Below are 17,279 nucleotides of genomic sequence, written 5' to 3' on the forward strand. Positions count from 1 at the left end.
GGCTCTCCTTGGGCGTCGGTTTTCGGTGTCCGGACGGGGTTTTCAGCGGGTCAGCGCAACGGACGGGCTGCGGCCAGCGGGGCGGTCGCCGCCCGCACGCGCGGGTCCGCGAAGAACCCGTCGACAGTGACGGGAAGCGGGATGCGCCAGTTAGGGTACTCATCCACGGTTCCCGGCAAATTCGGCTGGCGCCGTTCGCCGGTCACGTCCGCCGGTGCGGTGAGCACCAGCCGCGACGCCGCCGAAGCGAGCAGCGTGTGCAAGGCGACCACCAAGTCGTCAGCCGGAATTCCTTCGCTGGCAACCACTTCGAGCAACGCCTGGCGTTCGGCCGCGGCGTCGGCGTACTCCTGGTCCACCGGACGGTCCAGCAGCCCGAGGCCGGCGCGGACGCGGACGTGCTCGGCGGCGAGCCAGCCGGACACGGTCGGCAGGTCGTGCGTTGAAATACTGGCCATCGCGTCCGGATCCCAGCTGTCCGGGCGGACGAACGGCTGGCCGGGTGCCTCCCAATCCCGCTGGAACCACAGCACTGCGGAGCTGAGCAGACCGCGTTCGTGCATGGTTTCGGTGACGGTGTCCTCGACCGTGCCGAGGTCCTCCCCCACGACGACCGCGCCCGCGCGATGCGCTTCCAGCGCGAGCACCCCGAGCATCGCTTCCGCGTCGTAGTGCACGTACGTGCCGCGACCGGCCGGTTCGCCCGGCGGGATCCACCACAGCCGCCACATCCCGGCGACGTGGTCCACGCGGATGCCGTCGGCGTGCCGCAACACCCCGCGCACGACGTCGCGGAACGGCGCGTACCCGGCTTCAGCGAGCCGATCCGGCCGCCACGGCGGCAGATTCCAGTCCTGGCCCTGCTGGTTGAACGCGTCCGGCGGCGCGCCGACCCGCACCCGCGCGGCGAACACGTTCCGCAGCGCCCAGGTGTCCGCGCCGCCGGGATGCACCCCGACCGGCAGGTCGTGCACCACGCCGACCGGCATGCCCGCTTCCCGCGCGGCTCGGCGGACGTTGTCCAACTGCTCGTGACAGAGCTGCTGGAGCCAGCCGTGGAACTCGATCCGCTCGGCCAGTTCCTCGCGCGCGGCGGCCACCTCGGCGCTGCCGGGATCGCGCAACGGCTCGGGCCACTCTCGCCAGTCGCCGCCGTGCACCTCGGCGAGCGCGCCGAACGCGGCGAAATCGCGAAGGTCGTCGTCCCATTCGATCGGACCCGGATGAAACGGGCGCAACAGTTCCAGAGCCGCGCTTTTGGCGGTCCACACGGCGTCGTAATCGATCAGCTCGCCGATCGGATCCGGCGCGAGCGCCCGCACCTTCCGCTGGGTGTCTTCGTCGGCGCGGGCGAACGCCTCGGTGTCGGTGACCCGCAGGTACAACGGGTTCGCGAAACGGCGGCTGGACGGCGAATACGGCGACCGCTCGACCGGAAGCGCCGGGCTGATCGCCTGCACCGGATTGACGAGCAGCACTCCCGCACCCAGTTCGGCGGCCGACCGGGACGCCATTTCGGCGAGGTCGCCGAAATCGCCCATTCCCCACGACTGGCCGGAATGCAGCGCGTAGAGCTGCAGCATCCAGCCCCACGCGGGCGGCACCTCGGGCAGCCGGTCCGGGACGACGGCCAGCACGACGCGCTGCCCGGCTGTCACGATCCGGTGCCAGCCCAGCGGAAGGTCCGCCGGAAGTGTGGCGCCGACGTCACGGACAGTGCCGTCTTCGAGTTCGACTGTCGCGGCTTGGCCTAGCTCGCGTTCTTGCCCGGCGCGCACCACCACGGTGGGCGGCAGCGCTTGCGACGCACGGGCTTCGCGCACCGCGGCCAATTCTCGCTGAATCGCTTGTGGAGTACCGGCATCGACGTCTAGCTGCGCCAACACGGCTACCACGACATCGGGGTCAACGCTTACTTCGATGCGGTCGGCGTTTTCGTAGCGGGTGGCGACCCCGTGAGCAGCGGCCAGTTCGGCCAGTTCGGGGGTCACGTTTCGGTCCGGGGAACGGGAATGCGCACCGGCACAGTGTCCCGGGCGCCGCCGCGCGACGCCATTCGCCCCGCCGCCGCAGACGGGCGAAGCGGTGACCGGCCGGTCGGGGGGCGTGCCGGCCGGTCACCGCCACACCAACCAAGAGCGAAGCCGCTCCCGGGAATGACGCGCGGCGGCCGAGTTCACCCGTTCAGGCGCTTTTCGCGGTTTCACCGAGCAGGTCCATACCAACGGAGGTAGTGCCATCCGAAGCAGCTCGGTGCGGGTTTGCTGTCCGTGAGGTGACCTCGCCAAAGGCCATGCGGCCACAGTCCGAGGCAGCGCCGTCCGAAGTGGACGCCGGTCAGGCCCCGGCCAGCTGCCCGAGCTTCCCGGCGAGCCGGTCCAGCCACGCTTCGACCTCGCCCGGCGAACGGTCCGGCAGCCCGAACACGACCTCGGTCACGCCCGCGTCGGCGAGCCGCGCCAGCCCGTCGGGATCCGGACGCGGCCCGAGCGCGATCACCTCCGGTTCGCCCTCGCGGCCTTCCTCGCGCCAGATTTCCCGCAGCTGCGCGACTTTATCCGTGATGTCGCCTTCGCCGGGCGTGGTCAGCCAGCCGTCGCTGTGGCGGGCGATCCAGCGGAACGTGCGCTCGTTCCCGCCCGCGCCGACGACCACCGGCACCTTGGGCTGCACCGGTTTCGGCCACGCCCAGCTCGGCCCGAACTCCACGAACTCGCCCGCGTAGCTCGCCTCCTCCTCGGTCCACAGCGCGCGCATCGCCTCGAGGTACTCGCGCAGCGCCGTGCGCCGCCGCTTGCCGGGCACGCCGTGGTCGGCGAGTTCGTCGGTGTTCCAGCCGAAGCCGACGCCGAGCGTGACCCGGCCGCCGGAGAGGTGGTCCAGCGTCGCGACCGTTTTGGCGAGCGTGATCGGATCGCTCTCCACCGGCAGCGCCACCGCGGTCGCCAGCCGGATCGTCGAGGTCACCGGGACCGCGCTGGCCAGCGCGACCCACGGGTCGAGCGTGCGCAGATAGCGATCGTCGGGAAGCGAGGAGTCGCCGGTCCGGGGATGCGGGGCGTCCCGCCGGATCGGGATGTGGGTGTGCTCGGGCACGTAGAACGTCGCGAAGCCGGCCTCTTCCGCGGCCTGCGCGGCCGCCGCCGGGGAGATGCCCCGGTCGCTGGTGAACAGCACGATCCCGTATCTCACCCCCGGCACGTTATTAGAACGTGTTTCAGTTTGCAACGGCCTCCGGGCGAGCGCGATTATTCCTGGTGAAACCCGGGCTTGACGGCGCCGTGGGGCGGGTACTCCACTAGTACCTGCGGATCACCGGCCCGTCCTGCCCGAGGAGGGGATCATGCTGCCCCATCGCGACCGCAGCGCCCTGCGGAAGATCGAAGAGGAACTCGCCGCGAGCGACCCCGTGTTCGCCGCGAAGCTGAGCGAAGGCGGCCCTCCCCTGCAGTCCCGGCGGTGGCAGGCCATTCTCGTCGCCGCCGAGGTCACCGCCCTGCTGATGCTGGTTTTCGGCCTGATGGCAGGCGAAACGGGCTGGTTCCTGTGGGGCCTGCTCGCCGTGCCGCTGCTGGTCTGGGCGCACCGGAGCCTGCTGCTCCGGCGCCGTCAGCGCGCGGCCGACGACCAGACGTGACCGTCAGCGGCGCGCGGCGCGTTCGAGCAGCGGAGTGAGCCGGTACGGGACCATCTCGCGCATCACGAGCGCGTTGTTGGTGCGCTCGACGCCGGGGATTTCCAGCATTTCCCCGGCGATCCGGTAGAGGTCGTCGGCGTCGGTCGCGACCACGTGCACCAGCAGGTCCTGCGAGCCGGTCAATCCGCGCACCTGCAGCACCTCCGGCACCGCCGCGAGCGCCCGGCCGACCTCGTCCAGCAGCCGCTGCCGCACCTGCACGGTCACGAACGCGGTGAGCGGGTAGCCGAGCGCGGCCGGATCGATCCGGTGTTCGGCCGAGCGCAGCGCGTCGCCTTGTTCGAGGCGGGCGAGCCGGCTTTGCACGGTGTTGCGGGACAGGCCCAGTTCGTCGGCGAGCGCGACGGCGGTGGCGCGCGGGGTGCGGCCGAGCGCGAGCAGGATCCGGGCGTCGGTGGCGTCGAGCCGCTGAGTGCTGGGCATGCTGCGCAGTCCTCTCCGCACCGCGAGGTGCTGTTCTGGGCGTTCTGCTCAATGTCGCGCGCGCTTGTTGTGCATCCTACCCAGCTCTGCTGGACTGGCCTGAACTTTCCGCCCAAGAAAGGTCCGATCCGTCGTGAGCAGCGCCGCCCCCGAACGCCTTCCGGACAACGACACGGTGACCGTCCTGCGCGAAGTGCAGGACCGGGTGCTGTGGCTGTCGACCGCGATCATCGACCACGCGAACCGGGTGCGGCCCAACCCGACCGGGCTCAAGGTCGGCGGGCACCAGGCGTCCAGCGCCTCGATGGTGTCGATCATGACCGCGCTGTGGTTCGCCCGGCTGCGCGCCGAGGACCGCGTTTCGGTGAAGCCGCACGCCTCCCCCGTGCTGCACGCGATCAACTACCTGCTCGGCGACCTCGACGAGAAGTACCTGACGACGCTGCGCGAGTTCGGCGGGCTGCAGAGCTACCCGTCGCGGTCGAAGGACCCGGACCGCGTCGACTACTCGACCGGTTCGGTCGGCATCGGCGCGACCGCCCCGATCTGGGGCGCGCTGGCCCGGCGCTACGTCGAATCGCACGGCGGCGGCGCGGGCACCGGACGGCAGTACTCGCTGGTCGGCGACGCGGAACTGGACGAGGGCGCGTGCTGGGAGGCGATCCTCGACCCGAACGTGGCCGAACTGGGCGAGGTCGTGTGGATCGTCGACCTGAACCGGCAGTCGCTCGACCGCGTCGTGCCGAACATCGGCGCGACCCGGCTGCAGGGCATGTTCGAGGCGGCCGGCTGGCAGGTGCTGACCGTGAAGTACGGCCGCCTGCTGCAGGAGCTGTTCGAGCGGCCGGGCGGTGCGGCGCTGCGCCGGCGCATCGACGAGATGCCGAACCCGGAGTACCAGCGGCTGCTCCGGTGCACCCCGGCCCAGCTGCGCGAACGCCTCACGACCCCGGAACTGGCTCCGCTGCTGGACACCCTCGACGACGACACGCTGCACGCCGCCATCCGCAACCTCGGCGGCCACGACCTGTCCGCGCTGCTGGACACGTTCGACGCCATCGACGACCACCGTCCGACGGTCGTTTTCGCTTACACCGTCAAGGGATTCGGTCTCGCCAGCGAGGGACATCCGCAGAACCACTCGTCGCTGCTGACCGCCGACCAGCTGGGCTCGCTGGCCTCGCGGGTCGGAATCTCGCCCGACGACCCGTGGCAGAAGTTCCCCGACGGCTCCGCGGCCGCCGAACTGTGCGCTTCGACGGCCGCCCGGCTGGAGCGTGAACCCGTTACGCCGCAAGCGGTTCCGGCACTTCCGTCCGACATCGGCCGCACGCCGTCCGGCCGCACCACCACGCAGGCCGCGCTCGGCCGCGCGCTGCTCGACCTGACCCGCGAAGCGCCCGAGGCGGCGGAACTCGTGGTGACGCTGTGCCCGGACGTCTCGTCCAGCACCAACCTCGGCGGCTGGGTCAACAAGGTCGGCGTGTGGTCGCCGCAGGAACGCGTCGACTGGTTCGCCGACGACCCGGAAACGATCCTGCACTGGCGCGAGCGGCCCAGCGGACAGCATCTGGAACTGGGCATCGCCGAGGTGAACCTGGTGAGCGCGCTCGGCGAACTGGGCACGACATGGTCGCGCTGGGGCCGTCCGCTGCTCCCGATCGGGGTGCTGTACGACCCGTTCGTGGAGCGCGCGCTGGAGCCGTGGTCGTTCGGCATCTACGGCGGCGGACAGTCCATTTTGGTCGGTACGCCGTCCGGCGTCACGCTCGCCCCCGAGGGCGGCGCGCACCAATCGGTGACCACGCCGTCGGTCGGGCTCGAACAGCCGGGCTGCGTGACGTACGAACCGGCCTTCGCGCTGGATGTCGAGTGGACCCTGCTGGCGTCGCTCGCCCGGCTCGGCCGCCCCGACGGAACCTCCGCTTACCTGCGGCTTTCGACCCGTCCGGTGGACCAAAGCCTGGCCGCGGTGCCCGCCGATCCGGCGGCCCGGGAACGTCGCCGCCGCCAGGTCGTGGCCGGCGCGTACCCGATCCGCACCGCCGCGGTGGCGCGCCCGGACGTCACGCTGGTGACGATGGGCGCGATGGTCACCGAAGCGCTGGAGGCCGCCGACCGGCTGGACGCGCTGGGCAAACACGCCGACGTCGTGTGCGTGACGAGCGCCGGCCTGCTGTTCCGCGCGGTGCAGGCGCGAGCGGGACAGGACACGGCCGACACGTGGATCCTGGAGTCGGCCCTGCCGTCCGAACGCTCCGCCCCGATGGTGACGGTCCTCGACGGGCACCCGCACACCCTGGCGTTCCTGGCGAACGTCCACCGCGTGCGGGCCGCGCATCTCGGCGTGACGCGGTTCGGCCAGTCGGGCGATCTCGAAAGCGTGTACCGGCACCACGGGATCGACACCGACAGCATCATCCAGGCCGCGCTGGACGTGGCCGACTGACCGAGGTTGTTGTCCGTGAAGGACTCCTTCCGGGAATCAGATTCCCGGAAGGAGTCCTTCACGGACCTTCGTCGCCGGTCTCAGTCTCCGATGCGGATCAGCGACCGGGCGCCTTCCCCGCGCCGCATCCGGTCGAACGCCTCGCCGACCTCGTCGAGTGAAATCCGGTGCGTCACCAGGGTTTCCAGGTCCAGCTCGCCCGAACGGACCTCGTCCGCGAGCACCGGGATGTCCCGGTCCGGGTCGGACGCGCCGTAGACCGTGCTGGTGAGCGTGCGGGCGAAGTGGAAGATCTCCAGCGGGTTCAGCACCACCTGCTGGTCCTTCCGCCCGACGCCGACCACCGTGCAGTGCCCGCCGCGGCGCACCGAACTCCACGCCGCGCGGATCGTGGCCGCCGCGCCGACGCATTCGAACGCGTAGTCCGCGCCGCGGCCGTCGGTCAGCCCGCGCACCTGCTTGGCGAGTTTGTCGTCGCTGAGCAGGAAATCCGTCGCACCGGCCGCCCTCGCGAGCGCTTCTTTCTCCTGCGACAAATCGGCCGCGATGATCTGCCCGGCGCCGGCGAGCTTCGCCCCGAGCACCACGCACAGCCCGATCCCGCCGAGCCCGAGCACCAGCACGCTCTGTCCTTTTCGGACCTTCGCGGTATTGCGCACCGCGCCGACCCCGGTGAGCACCGCGCATCCCATCAACGCGGCAAGGTCGAGCGGAACGCCGTTCGGCAGCGGCACGACGGATCGCCCCGGCAGCACGGTTTCCTCGGCGAACCCGCCGACGCCGAGCAGCACGTTGAGCGGCTGCCCGGCCAGTTCGCCGCGCGGCAGCGTCGTGACGCCCTCGATCGCCGAGCACAGCCAGGGTTCTCCGGCCAGGCAGAACCAGCATTCCCGGCACGCGGCGGCCCAGTTGAGCACGACCCGGTCGCCCGGCTGGACGTGTTCGACGTCCGCACCGACCTCGGCCACCACGCCGGACGCCTCGTGCCCCGGCACGAACGGGTACTGCGGGCGCAGCGTTCCGTCCACCATGGACAGATCGGAATGGCACACCCCGGCGGCCGCGATCCGGACCCGGACGTCCCCCGGGCCGACCGGCGGCAGGTCGATGTCGCAGACCTCGGGACGGCCGCCCTGCTCGCGCACGACCACGGCTTTGACCACGGTGTCTTCTCCTTCGGATCGTGCTAGAGCTGGATGGATTTGAGTTCGGTGAACTCGTCGAGCGCGGCCCGGCCCATCTCGCGGCCGAGTCCGGACTGCTTGTACCCGCCGAACGGGGCGAGCGGGTTGAAAGCGCCGCCGTTCACGTCGATCTGCCCGGTCCGGACCTTGCGCGCGAAGGCAAGCGCCCGGTCCTGGTCGGCCGACCACACGGCGCCGTGCAGGCCGTAGCGCGAGTTGTTCGCGATTCGGAGCGCGTCCTCCTCGTCGTCGAACGGGATGATCGACAGCACCGGGCCGAAGATCTCCTCCTGCGCGATGGTCGAATCCGGGTCGACGCCGGCGAAAACTGTCGGTGCGACGAAGTACCCTGTGTCCGCAGGAGCTTCGGTCCCACCAGTCACCAAAGTCGCGCCCTCGGCGATGCCCTTTTCGATGTAGCCGCGCACGCGGTCCCGTTGCGCTGCCGAGACCAACGGTCCCAGCTTGGTCTTGGCGTCCAGCGGATCGCCCGTCGTGAACCCCTCGGCGAACGTCTTCGCGAGCGCCACCGCTTCGTCGTGTTTCTCGCGCGGGACCAGCATGCGCGTCCACGCCGTGCACGTCTGGCCGCCGTTGAGGAATGCGTTGGAGACGCCGACCTTCACGGCGGTCGCCAGGTCCGCGTCGTCGAGGATCACGTTGGCGGACTTGCCGCCCAGCTCCAGCGTCACGCGCTTGACCGTGCGCGCCGCCAGCTCCGCCACCCGGGTGCCCGCGCGCACCGAACCGGTGAACGACACCACGTCCACTTCCGGATGCGTCGCGAGCGCCTCGCCGACCACCGGCCCGAACCCGGTGACGAGATTGACCACGCCAGGCGGAAAACCGGCCTCGTGGATCGCGTCGAACAGCTGGTACGCGCTCAGCGGCGCGACCTCGCTCGGCTTCACCACCACCGTGCAGCCGGCCGCCAGCGCCGGCGCGATCTTGCAGGTGATCTGGTGCAGCGGGTAATTCCACGGCGTGATCGCCGCGACGACGCCCGCCGGTTCGCGCACGATCAGCGAGTTGCCGACCTTCTCCTCCGGCTCCTCCTGGCCGAGCAGGTCGACATACGTCCGCACGTCGGTCTGCGGCAGCGCGGCCTGGATCCGGGTCGCGATCCGCAGCGGCGTGCCGACGTCCTTCGCGATCGTCTCGCCGATCTCCTCGGCCCGCTTCGCCAGCCCGTCGAGGAGCTTCTGCAGCAACTCGGCTCGCTCTGCCCGGGTCGTGGCCGCCCACGCCGGAAACGCCTCGCGCGCGGCCCGCACCGCCCGGTCGACGTCGGCCGCGGTGCCGTCGGGAATGTGCGCTTGGACCTGCTCGGTAGCGGGGTTTTCCACCGGGATCCGGGCTTCGCTCTCCGAGCGGACCCATTCGCCGCCGATGTACAGCACGTCGCGCTCAGCCACCGAGTCTCCTCCGACCTAGGGTCCTCTTCCCTCGCCGGATTCTATAGAAAACGTCCCCCGTGTCTAGTGCGGCGCGAGCACGCCCTGCGCCGCGAGGAAATCGACCAGCAGATCGCCCGCCTCGCGAATGTGCGCCGCCATCGCCTCCCGCGCCGCCTCCGGCTTGCGCTCGTTCAACGCGGCGAGCACCCGATCGTGGTCGTCGCGGGCGAGCAGCGGCCAGCCCGGGATGTCCGCATACGCCGAAAACGGGACATACCTGAGCGTCAAGGACAGCATCCAGGTGAACTTGGGCGCGGCGGCGGCGCGATTGACCATGCGATGCAACGCGAAATCGGCCCGCTCGGTCGCGTCGAGATCACCGTCGCGGACGGTTTTCTCGATCTCCCGCTGGAGATCGTCGAGCTGCGCCAGCCCGGACGGCTCCAGCCGCTCCGCCGCCCGCGCCGCCAACTCACCGGAGACGTACGCCTGCATCGCATACACGTCGACAACGTCCCGACGCGTCACCGGAATGACCCGGAATCCGCGCCCTGGACGGAAATCCACCATCCCCTCGCCCGCGAGCGCCATCAACGCCTCGCGGACCGGAGTGGCGCTGACGCCGAGCCTTTCGGCCAGATGCTCGGTGCGCAGCCGCTCGCCGCCGCGGACCGCGCCGGTCAGGATCAGATCGCGCACCTGCTTGGCGACCCGCGGACTCAGCCGCTCGCGCGCTTCTCCCGCCACCGTCACGAAAACTCCCCGCCAGCGTCGATTTCCCGCCATCGTAGCCGCTCGCCGCCGATGTGACCCGCATCACTTTTCGGCTTGGGGAGAACCTGAGGAGGGGGTCGCATCGACTATCCGGACGAACCCGTGCACGGGTGAACCGCACAGTGTCCATTGAGGACACTTCGAGGGAGGGAAACGGAATGTCAGTAAAGTCTTCGGTTCTGCGCCACGGCCGCCTGGTCGCCGGAACGGCGGTCGCCGCCGCCGTCATCGCGGGCGGAACGATCGGAGTCGCCGCCGCGTCGACCGGCGACCGCCCCGCCGCACCGGTGGCCGCCGCTCAGCCGCCCGCCACCGAACAGCCCCCGGAAGGCGCCCGGGCGACCGTGAAGGTCGACCCGAACCCGGCCGTCCCCGGCGGGGACGTCACGATCACCGGCAACTGCGGCGGAGGCAAGGGCCTGAAGAAGGTGATCGGCGGCTACCCCGGCCACGAGATCCTCAAGGACCTCAAGATCGTCGACGCGAACCCGGAAGCCTTCAAGGCCACGGCGAAACTGAGCAAGAAGATCGGCAACGGAGTAGGCCCGGTCCTGGTCGACTGCGACGGCGAAGCAGGCGTGACCCTGCTGGTGACACACGGCCCCGAGGAAGGCAAGTAGGAATGGGCATCGCGAAACGGCCCCGCGGCTCGAGGGTGACGCGGTCTGGTTCGGAGGTGGTACTGGCCGGGTAGGGCTGGTGCCGTCAGGGTTCGTCGGCTCGGTGGCGTCCGGACGCCACCGAGCGGCGACGCTGCCGCCTCCACGCGAAGGCGGTGGATCACGGTGACATTGCCTGCGTAAGGCCGAAACGCCGCCTCTGGCCAAGAGGATCGCCCCGCCAAGGCGACCATCGCCAGCGGCAGAGGCGACGCTGACCGCGAAGGCAATGGCCCGGCGCTGAACCTCGCCGACTCGGCTCGCCGAGCACGGCAGCCGGGCGGGCCACGCGCCTAACGCTTGCCGCCTCAGCCTGCTGATCTCAGCAACCGACGAGGCTGCGCAGCCAACACGGCCATCGCTGACTCGGCTCGCCCGGCGCCTGGCAGGCCAAGTGCCCAGTGCTGGCCGCGGTCCACTCAGCCCGGTGGCCTCAGCAACCGGCGTGACCCGCGCACCCAGCTCTGGCCACCGCCGAACCGGCTCACCGATCCCGGCACCGGCAGACCACGTGCCCAGCTCTAGCCATGCCCGACCCGGCCCGGCGATCCCAGCAACCGGCGAGACCGCGCAGCCAGCACTGCCATCGCCGATCTGGCTCGTCGATCCCGGAACTGGGCAGACCACGTGCCCAGCGCTGGCCACAGCCCACTCGCCGGCTCGACCAGTAACCCCAGCCCCGTGCCCGGCACTGAGAGCCAACCTCGCCGGGAAACAACGCCCCGGCTGAGCAGACCGTCCCGCCATACAGCCGGTCACCGCTCGACCGGACGCGTCCCGAGGGCTGCCTGCACAAGCAGGCACGTGCCCGGCCGGTCCCCCAGGCCGGCCGGTCACGCCCGCAGGTTCGCCCGAACGCGCGCCGAGACGCGCTGCGAGCGCCCGGCGCGCCCGCCGGCCAGCCAGGCACCCACCCCCGCGAGGGTGGAAAACCAGGGCCCGCCGAACGGCACCCGCCCTGCTGTGCGGCGGTATGCGGGCGCTGTGAGGTTGCTGTGCATCCGGCCGCACGGGATGCTCGCCGGGCATTGGCATGGTCATCTTGAGGCGTGAGAGTCACCGTTTCCCGGACAGCGCTGATCATCTGCGCGGCGGCCGCGATCGTCGCGACCGGCGGTGCCAACGCCGTCGTCGACACCGCTGACGTCACCTACTCGGCCGCTCCCGCGACCAGCAGCGCTCCGGCAAGCACCGCCGCCGACACAGCGAGCAAGGCCAGCCCGGCAGTCGGCGCGTTGTTCTCCGGCGGCAACCACTTCTGCACGGCCAGCGTGGTGCACAGCCCGACCGGCGATCTGCTCCTCACCGCCGCGCATTGCGTCAGCGGCGACGTCTCCGGCGTCACCTTCAAGCCGGGCTACCACGACGGCCTCGCTCCTTACGGCACCTGGCAGGTCACCGCGGCGGTGGTCGCGGACGGGTGGAAATCCTCGTCCGATCCGGACCTCGACTTCGCGTTCCTGAAGGTCGCCCAGCCCGGTCCGGCGAGCCTCGAAAGCCGCACCGGCGCCAACCAGCTCGGCACGAATCAGGGCTTCTCGCACACGATCACCCTCACCGGATACCCCAACGGCGCCGAACAACCGGTCGTCTGCACCGGTACGACCACTCAGTCCGACACCTACCAGCAACGCGTCGCCTGCCCCGGTTTCCCCGACGGCACCAGCGGCGGCCCCTGGGTCATCGACCAGGACCCGAACACCGGCACGGGCACCGTCATCGGAGCGATCGGCGGCTATCAAACCGGCGGCGACACCCCGGACGTCTCCTACAGCGCCTACTTCGACGACGACATCGCGCAGCTCTACAACTCCGCCGTCAGCTGACCAGCGAACGGGGACCGGCCATCCCACGTAGGGTTTTCGCCACCGAAACAGCTGGCTTGGGGAGGGCTGCGGTGAGTTCCGGATCGGCGGCGGGCTTCGACGAGTGGTACTCGAACATGCGCGGCAGCGAAGCCCACGACGACCTCCACCAGCGGCATCTGGGGCTGCCGCCGCGACTGCTGTCGAGCAGCCTGCTCACCTGGGACGGCCTCGCGGAAGTCGTCGAAGCGCTGCGGCTCGCGCCCGGCGACCGGCTGCTCGATCTGGCCTGCGGGCGCGGCGGGTACGGCCTGGAGATCGCTTCCCGGACCGGGGCGCGGCTGATCGGCGTCGACTTCGCGCCGGAGGCGATCGACCAGGCGCGGACGCTGGCTCAGCAGTTCGCGTCCGTGGACGCCGAATTCCGGCTGGGCGATCTTGCCGACACGGCCCTGCCCGCTGGGTCGGTCGATGCCGTCGTGTGCGTCGACGCGATCCAGTTCCAGGCGACCGCCGAGTCGTTCGAGGAGATACGGCGGGTGCTCCGTCCGGGCGGGCGCGTCGCGCTGACGACTTGGGAGGCCCTCGATTCCGCGGACGAGCGGGTTCTGGCGCGGATTCGGGCGGTCGACGCCGAAACCGGCCTCACCGCGGCGGGCTTTGCGAACGTGGTCGTTCAGGACCGTCCGCAGTGGAGGGCCGCAGAGCGTGCGATGTGGGAGGAAGCCGCGGCGCTCGACCCGGGGGACGATCCGGCCCTGCGGTCCATGCACGACGAAGGCGTCAAGGTGCTGCGGACCTTCGACCTCACGCGCCGAATCCTCGCCACCGCGACCGCGGGCTGACCGAGGCGACTGGCGCGTCGAAGCGCTCGTTCGCCGGTCAGCCAGAGCTGGGCGGAGCGGCGGGAGCCTGATGCAGCGAAAGATTCTGCCCGGCCTTCTCGTCCGCGGCCCACGCACCGGACTCCGCCGTCCACGTCTGGCCGGCGAAGCTCACCCGGTCGATCCCCAGTTTGGCCGCGCGGGCCACCAGCCAGCTCGCGATCCGCCAGCCCTCCGCGGCCGGGTGCGCGCCGCTCAGGCGGGCCGTGCCCAGTTCGGCGTTGGCGACCGTCACCAGGTTCGCCGGCGGGTTCAGCGTCAGGTTCCGGCAGGTCAGCGACGCCGGGTACTGGCCGGTCAGCGCACCGGTCAGCGCGGTGGCTTCGTCCTCCCACTGGGCGTACGCGCCGGGAGCGCCGGAGCGCTGCACCGCCTGCGCCGCCTCGGTGACGGGAATCGTCTGCCAGTTGTCGAGTTTCGCCAGCTTCTTGTAGAACTCCGTCGCGGAGTAGACCGGGTCCTGGAGCTGGTCGGGCGTGCCCCAGCCCTGGCTCGGGCGCTGCTGGAACAGGCCGACCGAATCCCGGTCGCCGCCGCTCAGGTTGCGGAGTTTCGACTCCTGCAGGGCGGTCGCCAAGGCAACCGTCACCGCGTGCGACGGCAGCCCTTGCTTGATGCCGACGGCGGCGATGATCGCGGCGTTGTTCATCGGCTCCGGCTGCAGCGTGTACTGCGGCGCGGAGGCGTCGTTCGCGCCCTTCGGCAGCGCCACCGTGCAGCCAGGGGTCTTCACCTCGTCGCTGCGCGAGAACATGACCACCACGACGACCACGGCCGCGAGGGCCACGACGACCGCTGCGATCGCCGCTCGCATGCCACACCCGCGCACCCGTTCCCGCCCTTCCCCACTGCCCACTTTAAGTGCACAGTCTGCCCGGGCGTCCCGGCCGCGAGACGCTCGGGTCAGGTCAGCCAGCGTTGGGAGCGCCCAGGAAGATCGGGTTGGACATGGCGACCATGGCGTTCGGAGTCGTCGTCTTCGGGCCGCCCGACGGGCGCCGCACCTCGACCCGCACCCAGCGGCTGTAGCGCGGGTACGTCGTCCACGTGACCGTCGCGCTGCCGGACTCGGGGACGGTCTCGCTGTGCTCCGGGCCGAGCTGGTCGAGAAACGTCACGGTCGTGCCCGGCACTCCGCGAACGACAGCCCGCACCTCGACCGGTGTGCCCGTGCCCGCGGCGAGCCGCCCGCCGATGCCCGCGGTGCGGCCCGCGCCGGAGACCGAGAAGTCGAGCTGCACGTCCTTCGATTCGGCGAGCCAGGACCGGCCCGCCTTCAGCCCGGCGAGCAGCTCCGCCCTCCCGAGCCGGTCCGCCTGGACAACGGTGTGCGGGAGCGCGACGGTGTGGTCCGGGTTGTGCGCGTCGGAATCGCCGATCGCCGGGATCCAGCGTCCGCCGCGCAGCAGGCCGTCCCAGTGCGTGACGCTCGCTTCGTCCTCCGCGGTCCACGGGCCGTTCCACACCTCGACGAGGTCGGCGATCTCGTAGGCGAATTCGTAAGTGCAGCCGAAACAGTTCGCGAACGGGTGCGCGGCGGTGACCAGGCCGCCCGCCCGGTGCACCTGGTCGGTGAACCGCCGGAAGTCGGCCGGGTCGGACGCGCGGTAGCGCCAGTCGATCCACGTGCCCGCCGGGACGCCGATCGCGGGCCAGTGGCCGGACCGCGTGGTGACCTCTTCGCCGTTCAGGATCAGCAGGTCGTCGGTGGCGTAGTTGCCCCACACCAGCTGCGAACTCGACGTGTTGTGGTCGGTGGACACGATGAAGTCCAGCCCGGCCGCGCGCGCGTCCGCGACGAGCTGCTCGGGCGTGCGCCTGCCGTCGGAGTAGACGGTGTGCAGGTGGGAGTCGCCGCGGTACCAGGACCGGCCGCGATCGCGCGCGGGCGCGGTCTCGGGGGCCGGGTTCGGCTGGAACGGCTTCGAGGTGTCCCGGCCGAACGTCAGCGTGATGTCGACGCGGTAGTTCATGCCCTGCGGCGCGACCGTGTACGGGCCGAGGATGACGTGCCAGCGCCCAGGCGTGATCGGCCCGGCGAGGTACCCGGGCGTCGCCTCGGCGGCGCTGATCGAGAACCGGTCGCGGAACCCGCCGGACCAGCCGCGGAAGCCGCGGCGGGTGCCGAGTTCGTGCCCTTCCGGGCCGAACATCCCGATGTCGCAAGCATTTCCGCGGGTTCCGGCGGGCACCGAGGGCTTGTCGTAGGAGTAGACGACGTCGATCTGCTTCACGCCGCGCGGCACGTCGACCGGGAGGTAGTACCAGTCGGGCACGTCCGGGCGGAAGGTGCCGGTGACGGTCTTCGTCTGCTGCCCGGCGCCGGGCGCGGGCGCCGCGAACGAAACGCCCGGAAGCATGCCCATCGCCGCCCCGGCCGCGACGACGCCGCCGGCCCGGAACAGGTTGCGCCGGTTGAGTTCCCCAGTGGACATGGCTACCTCCGCAGCAAAGAAGTCGCGCCGACGCTAACCGCCGGGACCACCCCCTTCAACGACGCTGCGGTGAACACTCGGCGACTCGACTGGCATGGACCACTCCGCGCACCGGCGCGCGCAGGCGACTCTCAGCGCACCGGAGCACGCTCTGCGTAGAGCGGCCGTCAGCCCCAGATCGGTTGGGGCGCGCGGGATCGCGGCACGCACAGTGCGCCTGCCGGTTCGCGCCGCCGCCGAACCGCGAGCCACGGTCGACGCGTTCAGCGGCGACCCGAACACGCTTGGATCACCGCGCGCCGGAACGAGACGCCACGACCGCAGCGCTGCGTTGCCCAAAGCGACAACCCGGGTGCAGCCGGCTCACCCCATCGCAGCACTCCCCTCCACGACCCGGTCCAGCCACTCCTCCATCAACGCCTCGAACAACACCGGCTGCTCGAACTGCAGGTTGTGCCCCGCCCGGTCCAGCACCGCGAAACTCGCCCGCGGATAGTGCCCCAGCAATCCGTACTGCTCCGCGAATCCGGTGGACGAATCCTGCCTCCCGCACACGATCAGCGCCGGTTTCCGGTACGCCGGACCGCTTTCCGGGTCGACCGAGAGCGGCCAGCCCGCCAGCATCCGCCGCAGCGCGGCGCGATCGGCCACCGCGAGCCCAGGCGCGACGTCCGCGCGGAAACGCGCCAGCGTCTCCGCGGACTGGACCACCGCGACCTCGCCGTACTCCGCCGCCTCCGCCGGGTCGAGGCTCGCCATCAGCTCCGGATCGGCGCGCAGCACCTCGTGCTCCGGAACGTCCCGTTCCAGCACCAGCACCGGGCGGCCGACCGGGCACAGCAGCGCCAGCCCGGCGACCTGTGCCGGCCGGGCACGCACCAGCCCGCGCGCCAGGTAACCCCCGTACGACTCCCCGACCAGCAGAAACGGCTCGTCGCCGATCAGATCGTCCACCAGGTCCCCGAGCGCGGCGACGAGGTCGTCCGACCCGCGCGCGGACCCGGCGGGCGATTCGCCCATCCCGGGCAGATCCGGGTAGATCCGCCGGAATCCGGGCCGCCGCGCGAAGACCGGCTCGAGACAGCCGGTCATCAGGCGGTGGTCCGGCGTCCAGCCGTGGACGGCCAGCACCGGCGTGCCGGAACCGTGCTCGACGTAATGCATCGTTCCCTCCCTGTTCGCCGGTCACCGTTGTACCGCACGGCACCGACAATTCCGGGACGCCAGCGGCCGGGAGGAGGACCGGACGCCCGCCGGGCGGCAATTTCCGGGGAATTCCCCGGAAAGTCAGCCGCGCGAGCTGATCAATTCTCTTTCCGGAGCCGGCCGCCCCGCGGCCGGACGGCTCGGAACACAAGCCAGCAGAAGGAAACCTGCCACGACGCCCAGGAGCACGTGGCCAGTGAAGGCACACAATCCGCACAATGCGGTCCATAGGACGATCTTCATCCACCGAGTGTAGGACCGAGCGGAATCGACGACGGCGGACTTGGGAAAGACTTAGGGTTAGGTTTAGCGGAATTCCCCGAAAGCAGCAAAAAGAAAGGGTTGCCTTTCCTCTCCGGCTGGCCG

Annotated in this window: 14 protein-coding genes; 5 read left to right on the top strand and 9 right to left on the bottom strand. The window is 70.9% G+C overall.

Features of this window, described 5'->3' with window-relative positions; all coding sequences use genetic code 11:
- Positions 1–50 precede the first annotated feature (50 nt).
- Positions 51–1,991, bottom strand: coding sequence for a 4-alpha-glucanotransferase (gene malQ / locus RPX00_RS41080; protein WP_406633812.1), 1,941 nt, complete (start codon positions 1,989–1,991; stop codon positions 51–53).
- Between the two features lie 346 nt (positions 1,992–2,337).
- Positions 2,338–3,192: a TIGR03619 family F420-dependent LLM class oxidoreductase gene (locus RPX00_RS41085; protein ID WP_406633814.1), complete on the bottom strand. Its 855-nt coding sequence runs from the start codon at positions 3,190–3,192 to the stop codon at positions 2,338–2,340.
- Positions 3,193–3,343: 151 nt separating this feature from the next.
- Here RPX00_RS41085 and RPX00_RS41090 point away from each other — a divergent pair, with 151 nt between their 5' ends.
- A complete protein-coding gene (locus tag RPX00_RS41090; RefSeq protein ID WP_406633816.1) occupies positions 3,344–3,637 on the top strand; it encodes a DUF3040 domain-containing protein in 294 nt (97 codons plus the stop codon).
- Between the two features lie 3 nt (positions 3,638–3,640).
- Here the strand turns inward: RPX00_RS41090 and RPX00_RS41095 are convergent, their stop codons facing one another.
- Positions 3,641–4,120 carry an Lrp/AsnC family transcriptional regulator gene (locus RPX00_RS41095; protein WP_406633818.1) on the bottom strand — a complete coding sequence of 160 codons (480 nt, stop codon included), beginning with the start codon at positions 4,118–4,120 and terminating at the stop codon, positions 3,641–3,643.
- Positions 4,121–4,253: 133 nt separating this feature from the next.
- Between RPX00_RS41095 and RPX00_RS41100 the strand changes: the two genes are divergently transcribed.
- A complete protein-coding gene (locus RPX00_RS41100; protein WP_406633820.1) occupies positions 4,254–6,569 on the top strand; it encodes a transketolase-like TK C-terminal-containing protein in 2,316 nt (771 codons plus the stop codon).
- Between the two features lie 80 nt (positions 6,570–6,649).
- Here the strand turns inward: RPX00_RS41100 and RPX00_RS41105 are convergent, their stop codons facing one another.
- The 3 genes from RPX00_RS41105 to RPX00_RS41115 form a co-directional block, all read right to left on the bottom strand.
- The gene (locus RPX00_RS41105) at positions 6,650–7,732 is read right to left on the bottom strand and encodes an alcohol dehydrogenase catalytic domain-containing protein (RefSeq protein WP_406633822.1); all 1,083 of its coding nucleotides are present in this window, start codon (positions 7,730–7,732) and stop codon (positions 6,650–6,652) included.
- Between the two features lie 23 nt (positions 7,733–7,755).
- Positions 7,756–9,168, bottom strand: coding sequence for an aldehyde dehydrogenase family protein (locus tag RPX00_RS41110; protein ID WP_406633824.1), 1,413 nt, complete (start codon positions 9,166–9,168; stop codon positions 7,756–7,758).
- 63 nt (positions 9,169–9,231) lie between these two features.
- Positions 9,232–9,903, bottom strand: a complete 672-nt coding sequence (locus RPX00_RS41115) for a GntR family transcriptional regulator (RefSeq protein ID WP_406633825.1) — start codon at positions 9,901–9,903, stop codon at positions 9,232–9,234.
- A 179-nt stretch (positions 9,904–10,082) separates the two neighbouring features.
- On the opposite strand from RPX00_RS41115, the gene RPX00_RS41120 reads away from it, so the two are divergent.
- From RPX00_RS41120 to RPX00_RS41130, 3 genes are all read left to right on the top strand, one after another.
- Positions 10,083–10,544 carry a hypothetical protein gene (locus tag RPX00_RS41120; protein WP_406633827.1) on the top strand — a complete coding sequence of 154 codons (462 nt, stop codon included), beginning with the start codon at positions 10,083–10,085 and terminating at the stop codon, positions 10,542–10,544.
- A 1,088-nt stretch (positions 10,545–11,632) separates the two neighbouring features.
- Positions 11,633–12,409: a trypsin-like serine peptidase gene (locus RPX00_RS41125; protein ID WP_406633829.1), complete on the top strand. Its 777-nt coding sequence runs from the start codon at positions 11,633–11,635 to the stop codon at positions 12,407–12,409.
- A gap of 71 nt (positions 12,410–12,480) precedes the next feature.
- Positions 12,481–13,233, top strand: coding sequence for a class I SAM-dependent methyltransferase (locus tag RPX00_RS41130; RefSeq protein WP_406633831.1), 753 nt, complete (start codon positions 12,481–12,483; stop codon positions 13,231–13,233).
- A gap of 37 nt (positions 13,234–13,270) precedes the next feature.
- Here the strand turns inward: RPX00_RS41130 and RPX00_RS41135 are convergent, their stop codons facing one another.
- The 3 genes from RPX00_RS41135 to RPX00_RS41145 all read right to left on the bottom strand — a co-directional run bounded on the left by RPX00_RS41135 (position 13,271) and on the right by RPX00_RS41145 (position 16,871).
- Positions 13,271–14,086, bottom strand: a complete 816-nt coding sequence (locus RPX00_RS41135; RefSeq protein WP_406633833.1) for a hypothetical protein — start codon at positions 14,084–14,086, stop codon at positions 13,271–13,273.
- Between the two features lie 94 nt (positions 14,087–14,180).
- Positions 14,181–15,707: a CehA/McbA family metallohydrolase gene (locus tag RPX00_RS41140; protein WP_406633835.1), complete on the bottom strand. Its 1,527-nt coding sequence runs from the start codon at positions 15,705–15,707 to the stop codon at positions 14,181–14,183.
- Between the two features lie 363 nt (positions 15,708–16,070).
- The gene (locus RPX00_RS41145) at positions 16,071–16,871 is read right to left on the bottom strand and encodes an alpha/beta fold hydrolase (protein WP_406633837.1); all 801 of its coding nucleotides are present in this window, start codon (positions 16,869–16,871) and stop codon (positions 16,071–16,073) included.
- Positions 16,872–17,279 lie beyond the last annotated feature (408 nt).

It is taken from the genome of Amycolatopsis sp. WGS_07 (genome assembly GCF_045278895.1).
GTDB lineage: Bacteria > Actinomycetota > Actinomycetes > Mycobacteriales > Pseudonocardiaceae > Amycolatopsis.

Excerpts from the sequence above, each read along its gene's own strand:
- RPX00_RS41090 (WP_406633816.1), top strand. The coding sequence starts at position 3,344 with ATGCTGCCCCATCGCGACCGCAGCGCCCTGCGGAAGATCGAAGAGGAA.
- RPX00_RS41095 (WP_406633818.1), bottom strand. The coding sequence starts at position 4,120 with ATGCCCAGCACTCAGCGGCTCGACGCCACCGACGCCCGGATCCTGCTC.
- RPX00_RS41120 (WP_406633827.1), top strand. The coding sequence starts at position 10,083 with ATGTCAGTAAAGTCTTCGGTTCTGCGCCACGGCCGCCTGGTCGCCGGA.
- RPX00_RS41135 (WP_406633833.1), bottom strand. The coding sequence starts at position 14,086 with ATGCGAGCGGCGATCGCAGCGGTCGTCGTGGCCCTCGCGGCCGTGGTC.
- RPX00_RS41140 (WP_406633835.1), bottom strand. The coding sequence starts at position 15,707 with ATGTCCACTGGGGAACTCAACCGGCGCAACCTGTTCCGGGCCGGCGGC.
- RPX00_RS41145 (WP_406633837.1), bottom strand. The coding sequence starts at position 16,871 with ATGCATTACGTCGAGCACGGTTCCGGCACGCCGGTGCTGGCCGTCCAC.